Here is a 25412-nt window from a genome sequence, read left to right on the forward strand (position 1 = left end):
GTAGGAGTCAGTGGCATCCCGACAGGGCGGGCCGGGAGACGCGGAGTCATCCCGTCCCGGATCGACGGAGCGTCGGACCGCGTCCACGACCGCGCCGGGGGGATCTCGTCGGCGGACGGCGAGGGCGGACTCCCTCCCGTTCGACCCCGAAACGGGCGGCTCGCGGCGCCGCGACCCCGCACCGGACCGGCGGTCCGCGGTCGCGCGAACCGCGGAGGACCCGCCGATCCGCGACCCCGGGCTCTACGCCCTCACCGATCACTTCCGCGAGCGGCTCGAACAGCCCGGACGCTACGTGTCGACCCGCACCGTGAGCGACGCGATCCGCCGGGGGCAGCTCCGCTGGAACCGCACCGACGGCTGGCGGTTCGCCCTCGTCGAGGGCGGGATCCGGTTCGTCGTCGTCGTCGGCGACACGGAGACCAACTCCCCCGTCGTCGTCACCGGCTGGACCGAGGTGGCCGACCGCGAGGCCGCCCTGGACGCCCGCCGGTGGGACCCCGTCGACGTCGACACCATCGCCGTGCGGGCGGCGCTCAGCGAGTCCGCCGCGACGCCGATCCCGGACCGGATCCGCCCCCGAACCGTGACCCGGCCGTTCGTCGTCGGCGACCACCGCCTGAAGACCGACCCGGGCGAGCCGTACGTCCGGTGCGCCGACTGCGGCTGCCGGTTCCGCTCGAAGGACGCGATCACCTCTCGCGGCTGTCACGGACGCTCCGGTCGGTGAGATCGCGCCCCGTCTGTCCCCCTCCTCTCCTCCGGCCGCGGACGCTACCCATTTCAGCGTCGCGGCCGAACCGGACGCAATGACCGACGACCCCGGCGAGTCCGGCGAATCGGGGGACTCCGGCGACGAGGCCCGTACAGCGGCCGCCGCCGACCTCTCGCTCGACCGCTTCCACGAGGCGCTCGAGGCCGAGGAGCGCCCGATCGCGACCGCCAGCGAGGTCGCCCGCCGGCTCGGCACGACGCAGTCGGCCGCCCGCGACGCGCTGGCGGCGCTCGTCGACCGCGGCGACGTGGACAGGCTCGACGTCGAGAGCGACCCGGTCGTCTTCTACCCCACCGACTGGGGCCGGCTGGCGAGCCGCGAACGCGTCGTCGCGTTCCCGAACCGCCGCGAGATAGTCGTCGACCGCCCGACGCAGTACACCCGGGCGCGGCTCTCGCAGTTCGCGCACCTCGTCGACACCACCGGGACGGAGCCCGGCACCCGCGGGTACCTCTACCGGATCCGCCAGGAGGACGTGTGGGCCGCGCCGTTCGACGACGCCGACGCGCTAATCGCAAGCCTCCGGTCGGTGCTCCCGCGTCGGTACGAGCACCTCGAGGAGTGGATCCGCGACCAGTGGCGCCGCGCGCACCGCTTCCGCCTCTACACCCACGAGGACGACTACGTCGTCCTCGCGGCCGCCTCCGAGAGCCTGATGGGCAACGTCGCGGACCAGCACCTCGACGACGACCACCTCCGGGCGCCCATCTCGGAGACGGAGGCGTGGGTGAACGAGGGCGCCGTCGCCGAGGTCAAGCGCGCCCTCTACGACGCGGGCTATCCGGTCGAGGACGACCGCGACCTCGACGTGGGCGACCCGGTCGACGTCGAGCTCACTACCGACCTCCGCCCGTATCAGGAGACGTGGGTGGAGACGTTCCTCGAGCGCCGATCCGGGGTGTACGTCGGTCCGCCGGGATCGGGGAAGACCGTCGCCGCGATCGCGACCATCGCGGCGGTCGGCGGCGAGACCCTCATCCTGGTCCCCTCCCGCGAGCTCGCCGGCCAGTGGCGCGAGGAGCTGCTCGAACACTCCACGGTCGATCCCGCCGACGTCGGCGAGTATCACGGCGGCGAAAAGGAGATCCGCCCGATCACGATCGCGACGTACCAGACCGCCGGGATGGACCGGCACCGCTCGCTGTTCGACTCGCGGAAGTGGGGGCTGATCTGCTTCGACGAGGCGCACCACATCACGGCCCCGGTGTTCTCGAGATCCGCGGAGCTACAGGCGAAACACCGCCTCGGTCTCTCCGCCACTCCGGTCCGCGAGACCGGCAGCGAGGAGGAGATCTACACGCTGATCGGCCAGCCGATCGGCGCCGACTGGGACGAGCTGTTCGAGGCCGGCTTCGTCCAGGAGCCGGAGGTCGAGATCCGCTACGTCCCGTGGCGCGACGAGATGGCGCAGAACGAATACGCGAGCGCCGACGGCCGCGAGCGACGACGCCTCGCCGCCGAGAACCCCGCGAAGATCGAGGAGATACGGTACCTCCTCGCGGCTCACCGCGACAAGAAGGCGCTCGTCTTCATCGAGTTCCTCGATCAGGGCGAGGCGATCGCGGACGCGCTCGGCGTCCCGTTCATCAGCGGCGAGACGCCGCACCGCGAGCGCGCGGAGCTGTTCCGACGGTTCCGCGAGGAGGGGGGCGGAGACCGGAAACAAGCCGGTTCGGACGGCGACGACCTCGACACTCTCGTCGTCTCCCGCGTCGGCGACGAGGGGATCGACCTCCCGAACGCCGAGGTCGCCATCGTCGCCAGCGGGCTCGGCGGCTCCCGCCGGCAGGGCTCGCAGCGCGCCGGGCGGACGATGCGTCCCGCCGGCTCCGCGCTCGTCTACGTGCTCGCCACGCGCGGGTCCAGCGAGGAGGAGTTCGCGCAGCGCCAGATGCGACACCTCGCGCGCAAGGGCGTGCGGGTGCGCGAGACGAACGTCGCGGAGTAGGTCGCGGCGGAATAGGTCGCGACGGAGGAGGAGAACCGTACGCCGAATCACTCCAGCGCGTCGCGGAGCACTCTCGCGCCTCGTTCGATCGACGCGATCGGGTCCGCGGGCTCGTCGTGCTCGTAGACGAGCCACTCCGCGTCCGCTCGCCGAGCGCTCGCGACGACCGCGTCGAGGTCCACGTCGCCCTCGCCGAGCGCGACCGATTCGCCGCGGTCGACGTCGACGTCCGCGGCGTGGACGCGCGTGATCCGGTCGGCGTGGCGGTCGATCAACGCGGCGGGGTCCGCGCCGCCGGCCAGCGCCCAGCCGGCGTCGACCTCGAAGCCGACCCGATCGTCGGTCCGATCGATCAGCCGCTCAAACGCGGGCTCTCCGTCGACGGTCGCGAACTCCTGGTCGTGGTTGTGGTACGCGAGCCGGACGCCCTCGTCGTCGAGGGCCGCCGCGAGGTCGTCGAGCCGCGTCGCGACCGCGTCGACCGCGGCCGCGCTCTCGAACTGCTCCGGGTCGAGCCACGGGACGACGAGCGTGTCGACGCCGAGCCGGTCGTAGCGGTCGACGGTCTCGTCGAACTCGTCTTCCAACGCCTCGGCCGGAGTGGCTTCCAACGCCTCGATCTGGACGTGCGCGGACGCCGCGTCCAGATCGTTCCGGTCGAGCGCCGCGAGCACCTCCTCGGTCGGCGACTCGCGCACCCGGTAGGCGAACTCCACCCCGTCGTAGCCGACCTCGCCCACGCGGTCGAGCAGCTCCGGAAGCGGCGCGTCGAGCGAGCGCAGCGTGTACAGCTGGACCGCGATGTCGACCATATCAGCCGTCTCTCGCCGAGCGACGTATCGGTTCGGATGCCTCGCGCCCGCGACGATACCGAGTGGCCGGAGGCCCCGGCCCCGCCGAAGCTTTCAACACCCGCTCAGTCGACTGCGCGGTATGGACACTAGCGACTCCCCGGGCGGTACGGATCCGGGCGCCCCCGCCGCCCCGACCGTCGCCGAGGCGGTCGTCGACCACATGCTCGACCGCGGGGTCGACGTCGCCTTCGGGATCCCCGGGAAGCAGACGCTCCCGCTCAACCGGGCGCTCGCCGACCGCGACGCGCGGTTCGTCGTCGCGCGCCACGAGACGGCCGTCACCCACCAGGCGTGGGGGTACGCCGAGACGAGCGAACCGGGCGCGATGGCGGCGACGGTGGTCGTCCCCGGCCCGGGCGACACCAACGCGATGAACGGGCTGAAGAATGCCCTGAACGACTGCGTCCCGCTCCTCCATCTCGCCGTCGAGACCGAGCGCGAGGTGCGCGGCGGCGACGGGATCCACGAGACGCGGCCCGAGACGTACGACACGGTCGTCAAGGAGAACGTCCTCGTGGACTCCCCCGCGGGCGCCGTCCCCGCCGTCGCCGACGCGATCCGCGTCGCCCGCGAGCACCCGCAGGGACCCGTCCGCGTGGGAATCCCGAAGGACGTCCTCGCGAGCGAGACGCCCCAGCCCGCGGTCGGGAAACGCTCGCCGAGCGCGCCGCCGGCCCCGCCCGCCGAGGCCGTCGAGCGCGCCGCGGAGCTGCTCGCGGCGGCCGACGCGCCCGTGGTGCTCGCGGGCGGCGGCGTGCGGCGCGCCGGCGCGAGCGACGCGCTTCGGTCGGTCGCCGAGGCGCTCGACGCGCCCGTGGTGACCACGTACAAGGGCAAAGGGACGCTGCCGGAGGCCCACCCGCTCTCCGCCGGCGTCCTCTGCGGCGGGTCGAGCACGGCGCTCCGCGAGTTGCTCGCCGACGGCGACGTCGGGTTCGTCGTCGGCTCCGACCTCGACGCGGTCGCGACCGCCTCGTGGTCGGCCCCGATGCCGGACCGGCTCGTCCACGTCACCCTCGACGGCGACGACATCGGGTTCGGCTACGAGACGGACCTCGGGGTCGTCGCCGACGCGGACGCGTTCCTCCGGGCGCTTCGCGACCGCCTCGACGCCGACGAGATGGCGGATCCGATGGCGACGGCGGAAGCCGGCGCCAAGCGCGCCGGGGCGGTCAGGTCGGCCGACGAGGAGCGGTTCGCGGCGCTCGCCGACGACCGCGCCCCCGACGGGCCGCTCCGCTCGGTCGAAGTCCTGAACGAAGTCCGCGAGGCGCTCCCCGAGGAGACGGTCGTCACGGCGGACGCGGGCGGCTTCCGGCTCTGGACGCTCGTCTCCTTCCCGGCGGCGGGCCCCCGCTCGTACGTCAACCCCGGCTCGTGGGCGACGATGGGGACGGGTCTCCCGTCGGCGATCGGCGCGAAGCTCGCGAACCCCGACCGCGACGTCGTCGCGCTCACCGGTGACGGCGGGCTCATGATGTGCGTTCACGAACTGCACACGCTCGCCGCCGAAGACGTCGACGTGACGGTCGTCGCGCTCAACAACGACGACTACGCGATCATCAGCGAGGAGGCGTCGCGCTCGTACGGCTTCCCCGAGGGCGCCTACGGGTGGGAGGACGCCGGCCTCGACCTCGTCGCCGTCGCGTCCGGCATGGGCGTCCCCGCGGAGCGCGTGACCGACCGGGACGCGGTCGGGGACGCGGTCGACGCGGCCCGGCGACGCGACGGCCCCGCGCTCGTCGAGGTGGTCACGGACCCCGCGGAGCCGCAGGCGAGCGAGTGGATGACGCGGGACCGGTGAGCGAAACCGACGGCGCGGTGACGTCTCGCGCCGGTATCGTTCGCGTGAATCGGAACGTGAACCTTAACAACTTTCGTTGTGAATCGCGTCTATGACTCACGCGAACGACGTCGCCGTCGGCATCGTCGGACTCGGCGGGATCGGAAACCACCACGCGACGAAGCTGACCGAGCGCGACGCGAACCTCGTCGGCGGCATGGACATCGACGGCGACGCCCGGCGTCGGTTCCACGAGGAGTTCGGCGTCCACGCGTACGGGGACGAGGCGGCCCTCTACGAGGAGTGCGACGCGGTCCTGATCACGACGCCGAACCGGTTCCACGAGGAGTACGCGGTGTCGGCGCTGGAGGCCGGACTCGACGTGCTCTTAGAGAAGCCGCTCGCGCACACGGTCGAGAGCGCGGAGCGCATCGCGGCGGCCGCCCGCGACGCCGAGGGGTTCTGCATGGTCGGGTTCAACAACCGGTTCGCGGAGCCGGTGCAGGTGATCAAGGGGTATCAAGACGAGGGACGGTTCGGCGAGACGACCCACGTCGAGGCGAACTACGTCCGCCGCCGCGGGGTCCCCGGCCGCGGCTCGTGGTTCACGTCGGGCGACGTCGCCGGCGGCGGCGCGCTCATCGACATCGGCGTCCACGCCATCGACCTGGCGCTGTACTTCCTCGATCACCCGGAGGTCGTCGAGGTGTCGGGCGAGACGCGCACCGAGTTCGGGAACCGCGACGACTACGCGTTCGTTCACATGTGGGGCGACGACAACGGCGCCGACGGGTTCGACGTCGAGGACTCGGCGTCGGCGTTCATCCGCGACGCCGACGGCAACACGGTGTCGCTGGAGGTCGCGTGGGCGACGAACCGACCGACGAACGACGAGTTCGTGATCCGGGGGACGGAGGCGGGCGCGACGTTCGACCGCGGCAGCGACGAGCTCGCGATCCACGAGGCGCGGAGCTTCGACGGCGACCAGCACCACTTCTCCGACACCGAGATCGAGACCCGCGAGGGGAACAGCCACGGCGCCGAGCAGGCGGCGTTCCTCGAGGCGGTCGCCGCGGGCGAGGCGCCCGCGATCAACACGATCGACGAGGCGCTCTCCGTCCAGCGCGTCATCGACGCCATCTACCGTTCCTCGGAGCGCGGCGAGGCCGTCCGGCTGGACTGATCGGACGGTCGGACGGGCTGCCGGTTCGCTGCGTCGACCGCTCACGCTATCCGAACCTATTCGGTCCTCCGGTCCCTCCTCGGAACCAATCCGTGACACGCGACGCCGGCCCGACCCCGCCCTCCGAACGCATCGTCAGCCTCGACGCGCTCAGAGGGTTCGCCCTCCTCGGCATCTTGGTCATCAACATCTGGGTGTTCGCGATGCCCGAGGCGTCGCTGTTGAACCCCACCGTCTACGCCGACACCGCCGTCTACGGCGACTTCACCGGCGCGAACTACTGGGCGTGGTTCGCCGGCCACGTGTTCGCGCAGTCGAAGCTCATCACGCTGTTCTCGGCGCTGTTCGGCGCCGGAGTCATGCTGTTCGTCGAGAGCAAAGAGGAGAAGGGCCAGGACGCGGTCCGGCTCCACTACCGACGGACCGCGGTGCTCATCGCGATAGGACTCGTGCACGCGTACCTGCTGTGGTACGGCGACATCCTCGTCGCCTACGGCTTCACCGGCCTGTTCCTCATCACGGTTCGCGACATGGAGGCGAAACGGCTCGCGGCGCTCGGCGGGCTCTTCCTCCTTTTCGTCCCGGCGACGGAGCTGTTCGCCGCGGTCAGCATCGGCGGCGACGCGATCGCGGCGCAGTGGGCGCCGAGCGAGGCCGCGCTCCGCCAGGAGGTGGCGACCTACCGGAGCGGCTGGCTCGAGCAGATGGACCACCGCGTTCAGTCCTCCTTCCAGCGGCAGACGACCGGCTTCATCGGGTCCAGCTTCTGGCGCGTCGGCGGCGTGATGCTGCTCGGGATGGCGCTGTACCGCTGGGGCGCGCTGACCGGCGAGCGCTCGGCGCGGTTTTATAAGCGGCTCGTCGCGGGCGGGGTCGCCGGCGTTGCGGTCGTCGTCGCCGGCGTCGCCTACATCGAGGCGAACGACTGGAGCGCGGGCGCGGCGCTGTACTGGCGGCAGTTCAACTACTGGGGGAGCCTCCTCGTCGCCGGCGGCTACCTCGGGCTCGTCATGCTGTACGCGAAGCGGCGGCCGGACGGTCCGGTAACGAGGACCTTCGCCGCGGTCGGCCGGACCGCGTTCACGAACTACCTGCTCCAGACCGTGCTCGCGACCTCGATCTTCTACGGCCACGGGCTCGGCCTGTTCGGCTCCGTGACCCGCGTCGAGCAGTACGGGATCGTCCTCGCGATCTGGGTCGTACAGGTCGTGTTGTCCGTGGTGTGGCTCAAGTACTATCGGTTCGGTCCGGTCGAATGGGTCTGGCGGACGCTGACGTACGGGGAACGGCAGCCGATGCGAAATCCGGAGTGATCGAGCTATAGGGAGCGTCTCTTCGTCGGTTCACCTGCAGTTCGTTCTGTTACTGCCAGCGACACGGTGAACACCGCCAAAGCCCCGGCCGCTCGCTTATAAATAGTTGACTAGAGATCGCCGACGAACGCGTCCAAAGCCCCAGTCGCGACGGCTCGCGTGACTCGCTGTCGTTCGAGACGCCAAAGGCGTCTCGTGATGACGAGAGAGCGAAGCTCTCTCGAACCACGGTCCTCGGTCGCTCGTTTCACTCGCTCCCTGCGGTCCTTGCGTCGTCATGCGTCGCCCTCGCGACTGCCCCTTTGAGTCCCGCCCCGTACCGCACCGCACAGCACCTCACGCCTCCCCAGCCTCGTCAGTCGCCGTCGCTCCGCTCGGCGACTGACTCCCTCGCGCGTGCTCCTCGGCCGCGAGGCGGCCTCACAGGCACGCGCCACCGCACACTCGATTTTAAAATGTCCCCGCTTACGCCTCGTCGACGACCCGATTCGACAGCGTCCCGACGCCCTCGTAGGTGATCTCGACGCGCTCGCCGGGCTCGACGAGCCCCGGGTTCGCCGGGCTGCCGAAGGCGACGCAGTCGCCGGGCTCGAACGTGAACCGCTCGGAGAGGTACGAGACGATCTCGTGGGGGCCGAACAGCATCAGCTCGGTGTTGGCGTCCTGGCGCTGCTCCCCGCCGACCGTCGTCGAGATGTCGAGGTTCGTCGGGTCGACGTCGGTCTCGATCCACGGGCCGAGGGGTGCGGAGCCGTCGAACGCCTTGCGCGCGGTCCGGCCCTGCTGGTCGAGCGCGTCGACGTCGTTCATGACCGTGTAGCCGCGGACGACGTCGGGGACCTCCTCGGGGTCGAGGTCCCGACAGCGCTCGTCGATGACGGCGACCAGCTCGCCGGCGTACGTCAGCTCGTCGGTCCACTCGGGGTACGCGATCGACTCGCCGTGCGCGAGCAGGCTCGCCGGCGGCTTGATGAAGAAGTCGGGCTCCTCCGGGCGCTCGTACTCCATCTGGTCGAGCGTCTCGACGTAGTTCCGCCCGACGCAGTAGAGCGCGCTCGGGTCGCACGGCGGGAGGAGCCGCCCGTCGCGCCCGACCTCGTAGCGGCCGTCGTCGGCGACGATCGTCCCGTCCTCGTAGCGTCCGGAGACCGGTCCGTCCGGCGTGAGCAGGCGTGCGAGTCGCATGCCGGCACGTCCGCGCGGGGGCGTCGAAAAGGCGTCGGTCGCAGTCGGTCGTCGTCGCGCTTAGTCGCAGTCAATGGTCGTCCCGCTCAGCCGCGGTCAGTCGTCGTCGCGCTCGCTCGCGGTCCCGATCACGACCCCCGACCGGATCTCCAGCGCGGTCTCGTACTCCTCGCGCCGCGTCCGTCCCGACCCCGCGCGCTCGACCGCCGTCTCGTGGGCGCGTGCGACGGCGTCGCGCTCCCGGTCCGAGAGTCCCAGCCGATCCCCGATCTCGTCCCAGTGGTCGGGTTCCACGAGGAACGTCTCGCGGTCCGGTTCTTCGGCGATGCGCTCGTACCGGCGGCGGTAGTCGTCGATCCGCGGGCCCAGGTCCGCCTGCACGCGGGCGAGGAGGGCGGGGAGCCGCTCGGCGGGAACGCTGGCGAGGGCCGCCGTCTTCACGAGGGCGGGGCCGTCGATCGGGTAGTCGCCGTCCGGCGACGCCGACTCCGCACTCGGTGACTCCGCGCCCGACGACTCCTCGTCGCCGGCCATCAGCCGCCGGCCCGCATCGCCTTCTGCCTGTACTTCGGGAGGAGCTCCGACAGCGCCTCCGGGTCGCCGACGAACTCGGCGGTCACCTCGGTGAGCTCGATCGCGGCCGCGGCCGTCACCTTCTCGGCGCTGAGCGCGACGCGCCACCCGTCGCCGTCGATGCGAGTCGCCTCCGCCGGGTCGTCCGTGCCGACGAGCTCCCCGCCGAGATTGACGAGGTAGTGGGCCGCGAGCCGCCGCGAGATCCCCCGGTACGCGACCGTCTCGTGCTCCCACCCCTCCTCCGCGGGGGGCAGGCCGTCACCGGGATCGCCGCCGGCTTCCGTCTCGCCGTCCGCGGTCATGCGCCACCCGCGACCGGCGGGAACACCGAGAGGCGGTCGCCGTCCTCTAAGCTCGTCTCCAACCCGTCGAGGTGGAGCACCTCGCGACCGTTCTTCAGCACGTTGATCTGGGGCGCGAGGCCGCCGTCGACGATCAGGCGACCGGCCATCCCCTCGTACTCGCCCTCCAGCTCCCGCAACACGTCCCCGACGCTCGAGCCGTCCGCGAACTCCGCCTCGACGATCTTCCCGCCGGCGGCCTCACGAAACGTCGCGAAGAACCGCAGTTCCAGTTCCATACCGGTGTATCAAGCCCCCACGGCTTAAAAACGGGCGGCTGCGGGGATCGCTGCGGGTCCGACCGGATCGCCCGCAACGAAAAACGGCGGGTCTCTCGCGGCGAAAAACGGCAAGTCGCCTACAGATCCGAGAGCCGGATCCCGTCCTCGACGAGCCGGAAGTTGCGCTCGCGACCCAGTTCGTCGCCGAGCCACTCGTGTTCGTACAGCTGACCGATCAGCTCCACGTAGAGGTTCCGCCACGCGATGGCGTAGATCGGCGACTGCCCCCACGCGCGCAGCTCCGGGACGAACTCGTGGTACGTGCTCGCCTGCGCCTCCATGCGCTCGACCGCGTCGGCGACGACCTCGGCCGCCTCCGCGGGCTCGGTGTCCTCGATCTCCTCGTTGATCCGCGACTGGATGCCGGCGATGGCGCGCCGCATGTCCTGTTCGGCGGTGCCGTCCTCCTCGGGGAGCGACTCGACGACCCCTCGCGGCACGCCGAGCTCTATCTCTGGCATGTCCGCATCTCCGGTCGGGACGGTCAAAAACCCACCCGACTCACGGCGTCGGCGCGGCCTTCTGGAGGGCCGTCTCCGCGATGTTGCCGCCGTAGTCGGCCGACCGGAGCACGGAGTCGACCACGAGCCCGAGCAGTTGCGCGCGCGCGGGGTCCAGGTCGCGGAGGAGCTCGTCGATCGCGCGTACCCGCTCGTCGATCGCCCTGACGCCGGTGCGGGCGTCGTTCGCCAGCCGCGTCGCCTCGTCGCTGTCGTCGGCGAACAGCGCGTCCATCGCGGTGTCGATCACCTCGACGGCGTCGCCGTGGAGCTCGCTGACCGCCTCGACGACCTCGTCGGGCAGCGGCTCGTCTATGCTGAGCGTCAGGTGGCCGATCTTCGTCGCGTGGTCGCCGATCCGCTCCAGCTGGCGGGCGCTGGAGTGGTAGTCGAAACACTCCTCCCGCGGGAGTCCGAGCTCCTCGGCCGCCTTCGGCGTGCGCAGCGTCGCCCGGAAGATCCGGGAGACGACGAGCCACAGCCGGTCGAGGTCGTCGTCGCGACCGATCACGTCGCGGGCGAGATCGTGGTCGAGGTCGGAGAGCGCGGCGATGGCGTCCTCCAGCATCGACAGCGAGATCAGCCGCATCCGGGTGACGGCGTTGTGGATCGACAGCTCGGAGGAGTCGAGCAGGTCCTGGATGACGACGCGGTCGCGAGTCTCCTCTAACACCTCCAACCCGACGAGGCTCTGGACCGCCTCGCGTATCGCGGAGCGCTGCTCCGTGGTGATCTCGGCGCCCTCCAGCTCGATCACGTCGAACCCGCTGACGTACATCGTCGTCACCGCGCGGGTGAGCGCCTGTCCCGAGAGGTCGCTGACGTCGAGGGTACCGCGGGTGCGCTCCTCCTCCGACCGCGGCGTGAGGAACAGCGAGTCGCCGTCCGGGAAGAACTCGATCTCGGTGCCGGCCTCCACGTCGTTCTCGGTCGCCCACGTCTTCGGGATCGAGACCGTGTACGTCGAGCCGCCGGTGACCTGCACCTTCCTCGTTTCCATGCCTACGTGTCGCACGCGATCTCCCTTAAGCTTGTCCAAGATATATACTAGCGTTCAGATAACCACAGGTGGCCTCAGAAGGCATTTTTGTACCGCTCGTACCAAATTTCGGCCGACGACGGAGCGTCAAAACGAGTCGAGACCACTGATTTATATATTCCTATATATTCTCTCGGAGAGGCGTTCTCCCGTCGGCGTATCCCGGCGGCGACGCGTCCGAATTCGGAGACCGGAACCGTGCCGATACGTCCCACGGTGACGGGAGTTGAGAAGAGTTAAATCGGATGCGGCACAAGCGGAAATCGCGCTCGGTTGGTGTAGTCCGGCCAATCATGTTGGCCTTTCGACGGATGCGGCGCGACGGTGCGCCGGTTCGGAAGTCAGCCGACGACCAGGGTTCAAATCCCTGACCGAGCACTTCTCGCGAACCCACACAGCGAGCAGCGGTGCCGCCGTCTCGTCTCTGCCTCCGATGCCGTCGGTTCGTCCCTGCTCCGAAGGGGAAGAATCACGGCGCTCGCCGACGACGCTCCGGTATGACCGAGCAGTCCGACGACGACGCGACGGTACGCGACGGCGACCGTTCTCGCTTCGAGACCCGCGCGATCCACGCGGGGCAGGAGCCGGACCCCGAGACCGGCGCGCTGATGACGCCGATCCACGCGAACTCCACGTATAAGCAGGACGCGCCGGGCGACCACCGCGGCTACGAGTACAGCCGGACCGGAAACCCGACCCGGACCGACCTGGAGGCGAACCTCGCGTCGCTGGAGTCGGGGAGCCACGCGCGCTGCTTCTCTTCGGGGATGGGGGCGATCAACACTGTGTTGAACCTGTTGTCCGCGGGCGACCACGTCGTCGCCGGCGACGACGTGTACGGCGGCACCCACCGCATCCTCACGCAGGTGTACGACGAGTACGACGTCGACACGACCTTCGTCGACACCACCGACCACGACGCGGTCCGGGAGGCGATGCGCGAGGAGACGGAGCTGGTGTGGGTCGAGACGCCGACGAACCCCCTGATGAACGTCAACGACATCGGCGCGCTCGCGGAGATCGCCCACGCCAACGACGCGCTCTGCGCCGTCGACAACACGTTCGCGACGCCGTACCTCCAGCGCCCGCTCGAACACGGCGCGGACGTCGTCTGCCAGTCGCTGACGAAGTACCTCGGCGGGCACTCCGACACGATCGGCGGCGCGCTGATCGTCGACGACGACGGGCTCGACGAGCGGCTCGGCTTCTACCAGAACTCGGTGGGCGCGACGCCCGGCCCGTTCGACTCCTTCCTCGTGCTCCGCGGGACCAAGACGCTCCCGGTGCGGATGGACCGCCACTGCGAGAACGCCATGGCGCTCGCGGAGTGGCTGGAATCCCACGACGACGTGAGTCGCGTCTACTACCCCGGCCTCGAGAGCCACCCGGACCACGAGCTCGCGGCCGAGCAGATGGACGCCTTCGGCGGCATGCTCTCCTTCGAGTTCGACGGGACGCTCGACCAGGCGTCGACCGTCGTGAGCGAGACCGACGTGTTCACGCTCGCGGAGTCGCTCGGCGGCGTCGAGAGCCTCATCGAGCAGCCGGCCGCGATGACCCACGCCGCGATCCCGCGCGAGGAGCGCCTCGCGGCCGGGCTCACGGACGGGCTCATCCGCGTCTCCGTCGGCCTCGAACACGTCGACGACATGAAGGCCGACCTGCAGGCCGCCTTCGACGCGGCGCTGGAGTGAACGAGGGCGGGCCGTCGGGTCCGTCTCGCGTCGGCCGCCGCTCCCCGCGCCGAAGCCGGCACCCTTCGCCGCACGGGCACCCTTTATAAGGGTCGCGCCGAGTGGCGTCGCCATGAGCGATCCAGACGTACTCGTGCTGCGACAGACGATCCACGGATCGGACGCGTCGGACCTCGTCGCGTCGCTCCGCGAGCGACTCCCCGACCGCGAGATCGCGCTGGCGCGGACGCCGGCGGAGGAGCGCGAGCTGATCGCGAGCGCCCGCGCCGCGGTCGGGCTCCACATCGACGAGGAGCTGCTGGCCGCCGCCGAGGAGCTCGAGCTGTTCGCCTGCGTGTTCGCCGGGACCGGCCACCTCCCGAGCGACGCGCTCGCGGACCGCGGGGTCGCCGTGACGAACGCCTCGGGCGTCCACGGGCCGAACATCGCCGAGTACGTCGTCGGGTCGATGATCACTCACGCCCGCCAGTGGCCGCGCGCGCACCGGCAGAAGGCCGAGCGCGAGTGGCGCACCTACGAGACGACCGAGGTGTACGGCTCGACGGTCGCCGTCGTCGGGCTCGGCGCCATCGGCCGGACGGTCCTCGACCGGCTGGAGGCGTTCGACGTCGACAGCGTCGGCGTCCGGTACTCCCCGGAGAAGGGCGGGCCGGCAGACGCGGTGTACGGCTTCGACGAGTTCCACGAGGCGATCGCGGACGCGGAGTACGTGGTGCTCGCGTGCCCGCTCACCGAGACGACGCGGGGGCTCGTCGACGAGGAGGCGCTGAAGACGATGCGCTCCGACTCCGTCCTGATCAACATCGCGCGCGGGCCGATCGTCGACACCGACGCGCTCGTCTCCTCGCTCCGGAACAGCCGGATCCGCGGGGCCGCGCTCGACGTGACCGACCCCGAGCCGCTCCCCGAGGACCACCCGCTGTGGGGGCTGGGCAACGTCACGATCACCCCGCACAACGCGGGGCACACCCCGTACTACTACGACCGCGTCGCCGACATCCTCGCCGGCAACCTCGACCGGCTCGACGGCGGCGAGGAGCTGGAGAATCGGGTGGTGTGAGAAGCCCGCCGGGGCGGTTAGTGCCAACGCTTCGCACGGATCTCCTCGACAACGTCGACGGGACGCTCACGAACCAGTCGGTCGCCGAACGGTGCGCGCCGGCCGCCTCGCGCGCCGCCAGTTCGGGCGGACGGGATCGTGGATAACTTATACGCTCGTGGCGTCCAAATCGCGATTCGATGAGAGGCGACTCCCTCCAGCGGCTCGCTATTCTGTTGGGCGTGATTGCTTGCTTCGGGGCGATCCGGGTCTATGGGCAGGGGTTCGGCCTCGTCTGGCCGTATACGGTCCTCCTGTGGATCTCGGGGATCGTCGGACTGTACGGGTACTACCTGTCCCGTGGAGAGGCGTCGACCCGGTGAACCGCCCGAGCGCGACATCGGCGATCGTCGGCGGTCGCGCTCGGGAACAGTCGCTGACGCGCGCGACAAGCCGATTGGCTCGTTCGAAAACGGGGGAGGCGGATCCCCCGACGGGGATCTCCGCGGAGACGACTCCGCGAACGGAGTCCTACTCGTCGACGGTGAGCTGCTCGATCTCGACCGTGTCGCGGGGCTCGTCGCGGCGGTCGGTCGGCACGGCGCCGATCTCCTCGACGACGTCCATCCCGTCGATAACCTGGCCGAAGACGGCGTGCTTGCCGTCGAGGTGCGGCGTCGCGTCCAGCGTGATGAAGAACTGCGAGCCGTTGGTGTTCGGGCCGGAGTTCGCCATCGAGAGGATCCCCGGGCCGTCGTGGGTGAGGTCGTCGTGGAACTCGTCGTCGAACTGGTAGCCGGGGCCGCCGCGGCCGTTCTCCTGCGGGTCGCCGCCCTGGATCATGAAGTCCTCGATGACGCGGTGGAAGACGTTCCCCTCGTACAGCGAGTCGCCGCGGACCTCGCCCGAGTCGGGGTCCGCCCACGTGTTGGTGTCGCGCGCGGGGTCGGCGTCCGCGGCGGGGTCGTGACGCGCCAGTCCGAGGAAGTTCTCGACCGTCTTCGGGGCGCGGTCGGCGAACAGCTCGACGACGACGTCGCCGTGGTTCGTGTGGAGCGTCACCTGCGGGTTGTCGGGATTGGAAACCTCTCGTGCCATGTCGCCGTGGAGGGACGCGCGTCGGAAAACCCTACCCATCCGAGTCGTCGCGGGCGCCGCCGGGAGCCTCGGCTTCCGAACGCCGATCCGGCCGGTATCGTTTTGCACCCGGCCCGAGCAGTGTCGCGTATGTACGACGACATCCTCCTCCCCGTCGCGCCCGGCGGCGAGGCGAACGACGCGGTCCCGCACGCGGCCAGCCTCGCCGAGCGCTACGACGCGACCGTCCACGTCGTGAGCGCGGTCGACACGCTCGCCCGGACGCTCCGCGGACCGCACGCCGGCGCCTTCGCCGAGCGCGTCGAGTCCGCGGCGCAGGAGCGCGTCGAGGCGGTGACCGCGGAGCTGGAGGCCGCCGGCGTCGACGTCGTCGGCTCCCTCCGACAGGGGGAGCCGGTCGACGTCATCGAGAACGCCATCGCGGACGCGGGCGCCGACATCGTCGTGATGCCGAGTCACACCCGCAGCGGCCTCCGGCGAGTCCTCCTGGGGAGCGTCACCGAGAAGGTGGTCCGGGTCTCGCCCGTTCCCGTCGTCACCGTTCCGATGGCCGACCCCGACGACGAAGTGGACGAAACGGCCGCGAGCGCCGACGACGGGCAGGCCGCCGACGGGACGTGACCGCCGCCGCGACGACCCGCGCGTTCCGGGTCGCGTACGACGGACGCGAGTACGCCGGCTTCCAGCGTCAGCCCCACGCGACGACCGTCGAGGGGACCCTCCTCCGGGCGCTCGCCGAGCACGGGATCCTCGACCGCGGCGACGGGCCGACGCACGCGACGCCCCCGGGGTACGCCGCGGCGGGACGCACCGACGCCGGGGTCGCCGCCGTCGCGCAGACGGTCGCGTTCGAGGCGCCGGCGTGGCTCACGCCGCGGGCGTTCAACGGCCACCTCCCCGGATCGGTGCGGGTCTGGGCGGCCGCCGACGTCCCGAACGGGTTCCACGCGACCCACGACGCGGTCAGGCGAACGTACCGGTATCACCTCTACGCGCCCGAGTCGGGGACCGCGTCGGCGGACCCGACCCACTCCGTGGAGGACGACCGCGTCCGCGACGCCCTCGACCGGCTCTCGGGGCGACACGACTTCCACAACCTGACGAGCGACGACGCGGGAACCGTCCGGGACCTGACCGCGACCGCGACGCGGGACGGCGATCTGCTCGTGATCGAGGTCGCCGCCGACGGCTTCCCGCGCGCGCTCGTCCGGCGGCTCGTCGCCGCGGTTCGGTCGGTCGGTCGGGGGCACACCGAGCCGTCGCGGATCGACCGCCTCCTCGACGCGGAGCCGGTGCCGGGCGAGATCGGAGTCGGTCCCGCGCCGCCCGAGCCCCTGGTGCTGTGGGACGTCGCGTACGACGGGGTCGCCTTCGGCGTCGACCGGGAGGCCGCCGAGAGCGCCCGCGTCGCCTTCGGGGAGCGGTACCGAACGGCCCGCCACGTCGCGGCGGCGACGGGATCGATCCGCGACCGGATCGCGGTGAGGGGCCGGGGCGGTCCCGAGGAGCGACGCGACGACGACACCGCTTAATCGGCCGCGCTCACGTCGGCCGCGTCGGCGGCCGCGGTCTCCATCCCGTCGACGCGCAACAGGAGGGTGTTGCCGTCGACGTGCGTGGCGTCGACGGTCCCCGAGAGCCGGAGCCCGGCGGCCGGCGTCGGGCCCACGGTGACGCGGTCGCCGGCCTCGAAGGAACCGACCGGGCCCCGGATCACGAGCTCCGCGCGGCAGAGCTCGGGGTTGGCGACGCTGGAGAGGTCTATATCCTCGACGTTCACCCCCTCTACCGGCTCGCCGTCGACGGCGACCGGGGTGGTCTCGGCGTCGTCCATCCGCTCGACGCCGAGGGCCTCGTAGGCGCCGTCGGTGGGGACGTAGCCGCCGTTGGGACCCGGAACCCCCTCGACCAACCTGAGGTCCCGGAGGCTCTGCATTCGATTTCGGACCGTGCCCGCGTTGCGGTCGATCGAGTCGGCGATCTCGCTCCCGGACACCGGCCGATCGGTGTTCTCCGCGAGGTTTACGAGCGCGGTCAACACGCGTTTCTGACTCGACGTGAGCCGTATCGTCGACATGACCGAAAGCAGCAAACATAGATTGATAAATGTTTTCTTCTCCGCACCTTATATTCTCGTTACAGTAAATTTCTAGTTCATAACCTGACGAACGTCTTGTATCTGGCGGCGAGAATATGTGAATAAGAATCTTGATGGGGTTCGAGAGGATCAGTAACGTATGTGTGCGGTATTTCGGGCTATAAATCTGCATTTGGTCAGGCTAAATCCAGAATTATGACGTATATAGAAAAGAAAGCGTAATACCTTATACAATCTACACAGTGAGTATTTACCCGTTCGTTCGGAAGCGGCGGGTGATCATGAACCGTCGAACCGACGACCGACTGCGGCCGCGTCGCCCCCGATGCGCGGAACCCGACCGCACCGTACGGTGGAGTCGCCGAGCGACGACCCGAGCGACCGACCGGGGTGCCGGCGGATGAGCGAGCGCGGATCCCCGGCCTTCGAGGGCGACGCACTGGACGACCGGGTCGCGAGCGCGGTCCCGTCGAGAGCACGCGACGAGGGCGGAACGGCCGACGGAACGTCCCCCGACGCCGCCGCCGACCGCGACCTCGGGCTCCGGAACCCCGGCGGCGAGCGCGACCGCATCCGATCCTTCGTCGAGTCGTCGGTCGCGGCCGCCGGCGCGGAGGGGGTCGTCGTCAACATGAGCGGCGGGCTCGACTCGACGGTGACGGCGGCGCTCGCGGTCGAGGCGCTCGGCGCCGATCGAGTCTACGGTCTGATCCTCCCGTGTAACAAGGTCGGCGCGCACCACGCCCGCGACGCGGAGGCGCTCGCGGACGCGCTCGGGATCGACCACGACACGGTCCACCTCCACCCGCTGTTCGCGCAGCTCGGCGCGGTCGCCCCCGACCGCTTCGATCTCCACGACGAACCCGTCCTCTCCGGCAACGCGGTCGCGCGGCTCCGGATGACGCTCGCGTATCTCGCCGCCAACGCGACGGACCGGCTCGTCTGCGGCACGGCCAACCGGAGCGAGCTGCTGCTCGGCTACTTCACGAAACACGGCGACGGCGGCGCGGACGTGCACCCGATCGGACACCTGTACAAGACCGAGGTCCGCGCGCTCGCGGCCGAGCTCGACGTCCCGGAGTTCGTCGTCGAGAAGCCGCCGACCGCGGGGTTCCTCCCCGGCCAGCGCGACGCCGACGACCTCGGCGCCCCGTACGAGGTCATCGACCGCGTGCTCCGACTCGGCGTCGACCGCGGGCTCGACGCCGCGTTGATCGCGGATCGGCTGTCGGAGGGCGAGGACGCCGGGGTCGACGTCGACGAGGGGACCGTCGCCGACCTGCTCGCCCGACACCGGGCCACGGCCCACAAGCGCACGACTCCGGACGTGCCGACCGGTCGCGGGCGGTAGTCGCTCCTTCGGTAACCGGCGCTACTCCCAGCCGTCGGGCCAGAGGTCGGCCGCGCGCATCCCCGTCTCGAAGTCGGCCTCGCGGAACTCGGCGACGAGACCGTCGCGGTCGAGCCGGGGCACGTCGCGCTCGGGCGCCGCGAACTCGCAGACGAGTAGGGCCGTCAGCATCGCGTGCTCCCGGACGTTGCGGTCGTCGACCTTGTCCCGCGTGTCGGCGCGCGTGTGGCCCCACCCCCGACCGCGGTCGCCGGAGTCGCTGTGGAGCTGGAGCGCCGGCACTCCGCGGCGGACGAACGGCCACTGGTCGGAGAACGGGTGCGGCTCCGCCTCCACCGCGATCGGCTGGTGGGTCGCCGTCGACACCGCCTGCGCGACCGACGCGGCCGCGTCCGAGGCGTGCGCGAGCGCGACGAGGTCGCGGAATCGCCCCGCGCCGTCGACGTTGACGACGCCGCGGATCCGGTCGAGGTCGACCGTCTCGGCCAGGTGCTCCGCGCCGAGCAGACCCACTTCCTCGGCGCCGACGGCGACGACGTCGACGCCGATCGGGAGGTCGGCCTCGGTCAGGATCCCCGCCGCCGTCGCGACGGTCGCGATCCCGCAGCCGTTGTCGAGCGCCCCCTCGGCGATGTCGTGAGCGTCGTAGTGGGCGAGCAGCAGGAGACGCTCGTCCGTGTCGGGCCCCGCGCGACCGACGACGTTCCGGCTCTCGCCGGGGGCGGTCGTCGCCTCGACCGCGATCTCTGCCTCGGCCGCGGGGTCTCCCGCGCCGGGCGTCCCGCCTGCGCCGCCCCCGCCGGCCGCGTACTCGCGGAGCCACGCGCCGGTCTCCTTGGAGACGCCGACGGCGACCGCGTCGGCCTCGTCGCCGAACGTCAGCGAGCCGGTCGGCGGGAGCTGGCCGTCGAGGTGGTTGACGAAGACGAAGCCGACCGCGCCGGCGTCGATCGCGTAGCCGAACTTCTCCATCCGGTGGACGAACCGCCCGCCCGGCGTCGTCGTCGAGGCGACGACGATCCGCCCCTCGACGTCGCGCTCGTCGATCTCGGCGGGGGTGCCGTACCCGACGTCGACGAGCTCGCCGGCGACCTCCCCGGCGGGCGAGTACGGGAGCGCGATCGACTCGAACTCGCGGGCGGTCCCCTCACCGCCTCGGTCGGGGACCCGAACCCGGAGCGCCGCGCTCCCGCGCTCCCAGGCGTCAAGCTCGAACGGCTCGGTGTCGACGTCGGCGAGTCCCGCGCGCTCGAACGCCTCCGCGACGACTCCCGCCGCCCGGCGCTCCCCGTCGCTGCCGGCCATGCGGCTCCCGATCGCGGTGAGGTCGGTGAGGAAGCGCCACGGCTCGTCGTCCGTCCACGTTCGGCCCAGCGCCGGGGCGAGCGCGTCGCGTCGCTCGCGGACGCGCTCGACGGCCACCGGATCGGCTGACACGTCGGTTACGGTCGGCTGTGAGTGCATGCAAACGACTCCGTCGGTGTGCGGATAAGCGTGTGGCTCCCGGCACCGGAAACGCTATGTTAAAGTGTGGCCGTCGGGTAATTCCGGCCGAGCACCGTTGGTCCAGTGGTAGGACATTAGCTTCCCAACCTAATAGCCCGTCGGTTCAATCGGGTACTGGTGCGTTGGGAGCTAAGACGCGCGGTATACCCACTTTCCTCCGAATTTGGTAGTGAAAATAGGTCAGTAATATACTGGTCTAACACTAATCCGGCAATCCCCACGCAGTACTGCGGTTTGCCAACCCCTCAGGGCTACTACATGAATCAGCCATGTTCGACACGATTGACGACGACGATGTAGAATTGCCTGTCTCACCAGTTGCAGAGTCAACCGTAGAAGACCTCGAAGAATACCCTCCACTACACCGAGAGAATTACAAGGGGTTCAAAACCGACCTCCTCAAGTGGTTACTCCGGACTGGCAAAGCTCCAGATAAGGGAGATGGATATGCGATAGAGACGGTTCGGCAGACACACTATCGCATTGAGCACGCATACCGCTGGAAATGGGAGAAAGATGGAATCACGACGGATTTCACACCTGATGACGCCGACGACCTCATCAAACTACTCAATGCACGAACGACAAAGCCCGAGTCAGAGGTAGCAAAGTACCAGAAGGCGATCAAGCGACTGTTCAAATATTTCAATCGCGCAAAAGGCCGCGATTACGAGTGGGACCCTGGATACCTGAACAGCAAGGGTGGCTCTTCAATGAGTCATAGCTACTTCAAAAAGTACGAACTCGGTCGACTGTATGAAGCGGCGCTGGAAATCTCTGATTTTCGCAGTTATAACAACAAGTCACTGACCCCGATTGAGCGCGAACGGCTGTCCCATCACCTTGCAGATCGGAATGGGGGTGAAAGTTGACGAGATTGGTCCGGAGGATTTCAAAGAAGCCGGTTCTTGGAAGTACCCGTCAATTATCGCAGTCTGCTGTGACACGGGACTCCGACCCATTGAGGTCAAGCGGTCGAACACAGAGTGGATCAACCTCCGCGATCAAGAACTCGTGATCCCCTCCAAGGAATCGAGTAAGGGAGATTCAATGTGGGAAGTCGTGCTGTCAAGTGAGGCAACACGCGCCCTGAGTAACTGGATGGACGAGCGTGATGCTCTGAAAAAATACGACGATAGCGATGCGATCTGGCTCACCAAATACGGGAATCCCTACAGCTCTGGGTCACTGAACAGTCTGCTAAATAAACTCATTGAGCGGGCAAACATTGAGCCGCGGAATCGGGATCTCACTTGGTACTCAATCCGGCGGGGAGTTGCAACTCTTTGGGCAAACGAGGAGGGTATTCACAACGCGAAAGAGCAGCTACGTCACAAACAAATTGAGACAACAGAGCGATATGTTCACTCGGGATCAGAGGAACGTGGTAAACTGGCTGACTCAAAGTGGTAATAACAAATCAAAACGATAGTTTTCTGTACTCTCGATCCTTCAGCGCAAGAGAGTCACGGATTGCTCAATACAGCTCAGGTAGATAACGGTCGGTGATTAGTGAGCAGGCTGAGATTCAGGGCGTGAGTCCTCCTGTGTAGATCCAGACGGGGAGGTTGATAGAGAATCATCCGCACCGGTCGGTGTGACCGGTCGCTCCTCATCCGTCCGGAACGTGACGATTGCGCCTCCAGCAATAGCGCCGATTGTGATGAGAAGTGCCACTTCAACGAGCATCCTGACGACGGTTGCGACTAATATGATGCCGGTAATGAGATTCATCGACGTTATGCCCGACATTTGGAGTAGTATCGGAACGGCGGCGACGAGGACGCCGATTGTACTCCCGATAGCGATTGCCCCACCGACCCGCCGATACTCCGTAGAGAGATCGACTCGTCGGGCAACGTACAAGCCGAGACCGACTGCCATAGCGAGCGTCACCAACGGCCCAACGATTCTGCCCATGTCATTGTAGACTGTCACGGTCTGCCCGACACTCCCTATCATCGGGATTGCGCCCTCAAATCCACGGTCAATCCCCCGACCGAGAATAATATCCGGTACGGACTGAATGACAAGTCCGAAGACGCCGACAAGTCCAGCTAACACTCTAATTCTATTTCTATCCATGATTATATATATATATGGTCGTTGTAGTGAAAAGTGTTCGTAGGAGATATGCCTATGTTATCGGAAGCCATTGCTAAATTCGCAAGCGCGATCTCGCGGTTGATTCAGTCTCGCAACCCTGGAAATATTTACTGTAGATCGTTCAGTACAGGTGAACTACTGAAGATTTCGGGTGTTTACTTAGTGGAGGAGTGCTTATACTTCTATTTCTTCTCAGATACTACAGGGGATTGGCTCGGGGAAAATCGCCGTAAAGCAAACGCAACAGTAGATGATACAATCCCTATTGGGACGCCATACAACATTGCTCCCCCCACGCCGGTTAAAAGTCCATAGTCAGGTTGAGGGTGATTAAGCGAGATGACACTATACAGGGCAAAGCCGCTTATGACGATCACGGCGACGGCGATACTCACGAGTATTCCGTCGTTGCGATATGTGTGTATCCCTGCCAGAATAATCGCTGATACCGTGACTCCAAGCGGGCTCATAAGCAAACCAAATGAGTTTCCGATCTCGAAATTCCCAGTAAGATAGAGCTGGCCGAAGAACAAGGCCATGAGAATGACTGAGTACCCGAGATACCGAAGTGATAGGTTCAACGACTTCCCGAGAAGAAGCGATTCTAGCCGTGAGTCCATACACCATGGGGATTCTCTGGTTGTATAAGATTTTCACCGAGAAGGTCGCGGGAAATTAGAGATATAGATAGTACCCAAAACGAGCAGGTACTCTATGACCGGGTTCAATAAGCACTCTTTAGCGACCAGCTGTTTCATCCTGTTTTGAATCGGAAGAATAGGATTTCAACAGATCTGACCGCTTATAACAATTCTTTGAGCGGAACAGATGTTGTGTTTCCTTGAGATACTGTACTGCCCCTCGTGGTAGCACAATGAATGAGTTTATACCAGAGGATACGTTTTAGCCAAATGCGAGATCAAACAGGGGCAACATCCGGAACTTGTTGCCGATTGTAAGCACCGTTGGTCCAGTGGTAGGACATTAGCTTCCCAAGCTAATAGCCCGGGTTCAATTCCCGGACGGTGCATACCCGTGGCGAGCAATATCGCGAGCCACGGGTATGCCAGGTGAATTGAACCCTATCAGTCGCGCGCAGCGGAGCGAGCACGTCTGATTCCGGTTCAATTTCCGGACGGTGCACTCCCTTCGGTCGTGCACCGTCCGTTGTCACGCTCGCTCCGCTCGCGTGACTCCCGGACGGCGCATTCCTGCGGCGACCAGCGTCGTGAGCCGCAGGTGTGCCGGAGAATTGAACCCTATCAGTCGTGTCCCGCGCGAACGCGCCCGTCAGAAGATGTTCGCCTGGCCGTAGACGGAGATCCCGGTGTCGGTGATCTCGTACGGCTTCGTCTCTCGGGAGTGGTTCGCGTCGCGGATCTTCTGGATCTCGACGGCGAGCCGGGTCTCGCGGAAGTCGGAGCCGCGGACGTACTGCAGCACGAACACCGCGTCAGTGAGGTACTCGACGATCCCGTGTCGGGAGGCGTACGGCGTCTCCTGGCTCGCCTCCGAGGTCAACAGCGTCGTCACGCCGGCCTCCTTCAGCGACCGAGTGAACCCGAACACCTCCGAGCGCCGCTTCGCGGGGTGGTCGTACATCATCTCCAGCAGGGAGACGGAGTCGAGCACCAGCCGGTCGGCGTCGAACTCGGCGATGAGCCGGACGAGGTCGTTCCGGATCGAGGCCAGCGAGTTCGCCATCTCGATGGGGTCGATGGCGACGACGGCGAGGCGGCCCTCGTCGGCGTGGTCGCGGAACGCCCACCCCTTCTCCGACGCGGTCGAGAGGATCGACTCGCGCGTCTGCTCTAACGTGATGTACACGCCCTTTCCCCCGGATTCGAGCGCCTCGTTGAGGAACTGGAGCGCGAACGTCGTCTTCCCCGTCCCCGCCCCGCCGATGACGGAGAGCAGGGAGCGACGCGGGACGCCGCCGAGGATCATCTCGTCGAGCCCCTCGATGCCGACGTCGGTGCGCTCGATCGACGACTCGAACTCGTCCGGGTCGACGTCGAATCCGGGCTCGGTCCCGTCTCCACCGCCGCCGCCGAAGTCGCCGAACCCGAAGTCGTCGGATCCGAAGTCGTCTGACCCGAAGTCGTCGGATCCGCCCTGAGCGCGGTTGCGATACCCGCCGAACGGGTCGTCATCGCCGAACGACCCGTCGCCGAAGGGGTCCCCGCCGGACCCGTCGGAGCCGCCGTCGAAGTCGCTACCGCCGAAATCGCCACTACCGAAGTCGCTACCGCCGAAATCGCCACCGCCGAAGTCGCCACCGGTCGGTTCACCCGACGAGTCCGTCTCACTGGATCCCCCTCCGCCGAACGGATCGTCGTCGCCGAACGACCCCGCGCCGAACGGATCGCTCTCGGCGTCGTCGTCTCCGTCCTCGGGCGCCGTTCCGCCCGTCCCGTCAGTTCCGCCCGTCTGGCCCGTCTCGTCAGTTTCGTCGCGGACCCCGCCGAACGGGTCGTCTCCCTCCGTTCCGTGGTCGGGGGCCTCGTCGCTCCCGGAACCGTCACCCACGCCCTCTCCCTCGTCGGCCTCTGCGTCGTCGGCCTCGTCGTCGATCGAGCGGTCGGACTCCTCGTCGAGGTCGCGCAACGCGCGCTCGAACCAGTCGTCCTCCTCGCTCATCGTTCCAGTCGGCCGTGGGGGGTCGACATGTGTCGGGCAACGCGGGCGGCCGGCTTGAAACTTTCCGGAACCCGGAGCCGAAGTCCGCATCCTTTTGTCCGG

26 protein-coding genes and 2 tRNA genes are annotated in these 25412 nt (G+C 68.2%); 15 read left to right on the forward strand and 13 right to left on the reverse strand.

Translation table 11 applies throughout. The features are described from left to right. Positions 1-10: 10 nt before the first annotated feature. Positions 11-730: a hypothetical protein gene (locus tag B4V04_RS16945; protein WP_498232844.1), complete on the forward strand. Its 720-nt coding sequence runs from the start codon at positions 11-13 to the stop codon at positions 728-730. 79 nt (positions 731-809) lie between these two features. Then, positions 810-2723 carry a DEAD/DEAH box helicase family protein gene (locus B4V04_RS16950; protein WP_498232845.1) on the forward strand — a complete coding sequence of 638 codons (1914 nt, stop codon included), beginning with the start codon at positions 810-812 and terminating at the stop codon, positions 2721-2723. 47 nt (positions 2724-2770) lie between these two features. Here the strand turns inward: B4V04_RS16950 and B4V04_RS16955 are convergent, their stop codons facing one another. Beyond that, on the reverse strand, positions 2771-3535 hold the full coding sequence (locus tag B4V04_RS16955; protein WP_498232846.1) for a sugar phosphate isomerase/epimerase family protein: 765 nt from the start codon (positions 3533-3535) through the stop codon (positions 2771-2773). 121 nt (positions 3536-3656) lie between these two features. Between B4V04_RS16955 and B4V04_RS16960 the strand changes: the two genes are divergently transcribed. The 3 genes from B4V04_RS16960 (at position 3657) to B4V04_RS16970 (ending at position 7856) form a co-directional block, all read left to right on the forward strand. After that, positions 3657-5381 carry a thiamine pyrophosphate-binding protein gene (locus B4V04_RS16960; RefSeq protein ID WP_498232847.1) on the forward strand — a complete coding sequence of 575 codons (1725 nt, stop codon included), beginning with the start codon at positions 3657-3659 and terminating at the stop codon, positions 5379-5381. Positions 5382-5472: 91 nt separating this feature from the next. Beyond that, positions 5473-6543 carry a Gfo/Idh/MocA family protein gene (locus tag B4V04_RS16965; protein WP_498232848.1) on the forward strand — a complete coding sequence of 357 codons (1071 nt, stop codon included), beginning with the start codon at positions 5473-5475 and terminating at the stop codon, positions 6541-6543. Positions 6544-6635: 92 nt separating this feature from the next. Further along, a complete protein-coding gene (locus B4V04_RS16970) occupies positions 6636-7856 on the forward strand; it encodes a DUF418 domain-containing protein (protein WP_498232849.1) in 1221 nt (406 codons plus the stop codon). A 465-nt stretch (positions 7857-8321) separates the two neighbouring features. Here B4V04_RS16970 and B4V04_RS16975 read toward each other — a convergent pair whose 3' ends face one another. The 6 genes from B4V04_RS16975 to B4V04_RS17000 form a co-directional block, all read right to left on the reverse strand. Further along, entirely contained in the window at positions 8322-9041 is a 720-nt protein-coding gene (locus B4V04_RS16975) for a fumarylacetoacetate hydrolase family protein (RefSeq protein ID WP_144796268.1), read from the reverse strand. 96 nt (positions 9042-9137) lie between these two features. Beyond that, a complete protein-coding gene (locus tag B4V04_RS16980; RefSeq protein ID WP_498232850.1) occupies positions 9138-9575 on the reverse strand; it encodes a DUF8048 family protein in 438 nt (145 codons plus the stop codon). Then, positions 9575-9919: a MoaD-like domain-containing protein gene (locus B4V04_RS16985; protein ID WP_498232851.1), complete on the reverse strand. Its 345-nt coding sequence runs from the start codon at positions 9917-9919 to the stop codon at positions 9575-9577. Before B4V04_RS16985 ends, B4V04_RS16980 begins: the two co-directional genes overlap by 1 nt. Beyond that, a complete protein-coding gene (locus B4V04_RS16990; RefSeq protein WP_498232852.1) occupies positions 9916-10197 on the reverse strand; it encodes a ubiquitin-like small modifier protein 1 in 282 nt (93 codons plus the stop codon). The genes B4V04_RS16985 and B4V04_RS16990 overlap by 4 nt, the downstream gene beginning before the upstream one ends. A gap of 119 nt (positions 10198-10316) precedes the next feature. Beyond that, positions 10317-10700, reverse strand: a complete 384-nt coding sequence (locus tag B4V04_RS16995) for a DUF7971 family protein (RefSeq protein ID WP_498232853.1) — start codon at positions 10698-10700, stop codon at positions 10317-10319. Positions 10701-10740: 40 nt separating this feature from the next. Further along, entirely contained in the window at positions 10741-11739 is a 999-nt protein-coding gene (locus tag B4V04_RS17000; protein ID WP_498232854.1) for a PhoU domain-containing protein, read from the reverse strand. Positions 11740-12045: 306 nt separating this feature from the next. Between B4V04_RS17000 and B4V04_RS17005 the strand changes: the two genes are divergently transcribed. The 4 genes from B4V04_RS17005 (at position 12046) to B4V04_RS17020 (ending at position 14894) form a co-directional block, all read left to right on the forward strand. Next, positions 12046-12156, forward strand: a tRNA-Glu gene (locus B4V04_RS17005). A 119-nt stretch (positions 12157-12275) separates the two neighbouring features. Further along, complete coding sequence (locus B4V04_RS17010) at positions 12276-13472, forward strand: cystathionine gamma-synthase (RefSeq protein ID WP_498232855.1); 1197 nt, start codon at positions 12276-12278, stop codon at positions 13470-13472. Positions 13473-13584: 112 nt separating this feature from the next. Continuing rightward, the gene (locus B4V04_RS17015; protein WP_498232856.1) at positions 13585-14532 is read left to right on the forward strand and encodes a D-2-hydroxyacid dehydrogenase; all 948 of its coding nucleotides are present in this window, start codon (positions 13585-13587) and stop codon (positions 14530-14532) included. A gap of 179 nt (positions 14533-14711) precedes the next feature. Beyond that, the gene (locus tag B4V04_RS17020; RefSeq protein ID WP_498232857.1) at positions 14712-14894 is read left to right on the forward strand and encodes a hypothetical protein; all 183 of its coding nucleotides are present in this window, start codon (positions 14712-14714) and stop codon (positions 14892-14894) included. A gap of 148 nt (positions 14895-15042) precedes the next feature. Here B4V04_RS17020 and B4V04_RS17025 read toward each other — a convergent pair whose 3' ends face one another. Then, the gene (locus tag B4V04_RS17025) at positions 15043-15609 is read right to left on the reverse strand and encodes a peptidylprolyl isomerase (protein ID WP_498232858.1); all 567 of its coding nucleotides are present in this window, start codon (positions 15607-15609) and stop codon (positions 15043-15045) included. 129 nt (positions 15610-15738) lie between these two features. Between B4V04_RS17025 and B4V04_RS17030 the strand changes: the two genes are divergently transcribed. Then, the gene (locus B4V04_RS17030; RefSeq protein ID WP_498232859.1) at positions 15739-16230 is read left to right on the forward strand and encodes a universal stress protein; all 492 of its coding nucleotides are present in this window, start codon (positions 15739-15741) and stop codon (positions 16228-16230) included. Then, on the forward strand, positions 16227-17141 hold the full coding sequence (gene truA, locus B4V04_RS17035) for a tRNA pseudouridine(38-40) synthase TruA (RefSeq protein ID WP_498232860.1): 915 nt from the start codon (positions 16227-16229) through the stop codon (positions 17139-17141). The genes B4V04_RS17030 and truA overlap by 4 nt, the downstream gene beginning before the upstream one ends. On the opposite strand, the gene B4V04_RS17040 is transcribed toward truA, so the two are convergent. Continuing rightward, positions 17138-17686: an Rrf2 family transcriptional regulator gene (locus tag B4V04_RS17040; RefSeq protein WP_498232861.1), complete on the reverse strand. Its 549-nt coding sequence runs from the start codon at positions 17684-17686 to the stop codon at positions 17138-17140. The genes truA and B4V04_RS17040 overlap by 4 nt on opposite strands. A 421-nt stretch (positions 17687-18107) precedes the next feature. Here B4V04_RS17040 and nadE point away from each other — a divergent pair, with 421 nt between their 5' ends. Then, a complete protein-coding gene (nadE, locus tag B4V04_RS17045) occupies positions 18108-19058 on the forward strand; it encodes an NAD(+) synthase (protein ID WP_498232862.1) in 951 nt (316 codons plus the stop codon). Positions 19059-19079: 21 nt separating this feature from the next. On the opposite strand, the gene B4V04_RS17050 is transcribed toward nadE, so the two are convergent. After that, positions 19080-20522: a M28 family peptidase gene (locus B4V04_RS17050; RefSeq protein WP_498232863.1), complete on the reverse strand. Its 1443-nt coding sequence runs from the start codon at positions 20520-20522 to the stop codon at positions 19080-19082. A gap of 311 nt (positions 20523-20833) precedes the next feature. Between B4V04_RS17050 and B4V04_RS17055 the strand changes: the two genes are divergently transcribed. Then, entirely contained in the window at positions 20834-21436 is a 603-nt protein-coding gene (locus B4V04_RS17055; protein ID WP_498232864.1) for a hypothetical protein, read from the forward strand. After that, a complete protein-coding gene (locus B4V04_RS17060; protein WP_498232865.1) occupies positions 21426-21977 on the forward strand; it encodes a tyrosine-type recombinase/integrase in 552 nt (183 codons plus the stop codon). Before B4V04_RS17055 ends, B4V04_RS17060 begins: the two co-directional genes overlap by 11 nt. A 96-nt stretch (positions 21978-22073) precedes the next feature. Here B4V04_RS17060 and B4V04_RS17065 read toward each other — a convergent pair whose 3' ends face one another. Together B4V04_RS17065 and B4V04_RS17070 are read right to left on the reverse strand one after the other, a co-directional pair. Continuing rightward, a complete protein-coding gene (locus B4V04_RS17065) occupies positions 22074-22649 on the reverse strand; it encodes a hypothetical protein (RefSeq protein WP_144796299.1) in 576 nt (191 codons plus the stop codon). 203 nt (positions 22650-22852) lie between these two features. After that, positions 22853-23290, reverse strand: coding sequence for a hypothetical protein (locus tag B4V04_RS17070; protein ID WP_144796301.1), 438 nt, complete (start codon positions 23288-23290; stop codon positions 22853-22855). 339 nt (positions 23291-23629) lie between these two features. Between B4V04_RS17070 and B4V04_RS17075 the strand changes: the two genes are divergently transcribed. Then, positions 23630-23700: transfer RNA gene (locus tag B4V04_RS17075), tRNA-Gly, on the forward strand. A 260-nt stretch (positions 23701-23960) separates the two neighbouring features. On the opposite strand, the gene B4V04_RS17080 is transcribed toward B4V04_RS17075, so the two are convergent. Next, entirely contained in the window at positions 23961-25310 is a 1350-nt protein-coding gene (locus B4V04_RS17080; RefSeq protein WP_498232866.1) for a KaiC domain-containing protein, read from the reverse strand. Positions 25311-25412 lie beyond the last annotated feature (102 nt).

The sequence above is a fragment of the Halorubrum sp. B52 genome (genome assembly GCF_059752555.1).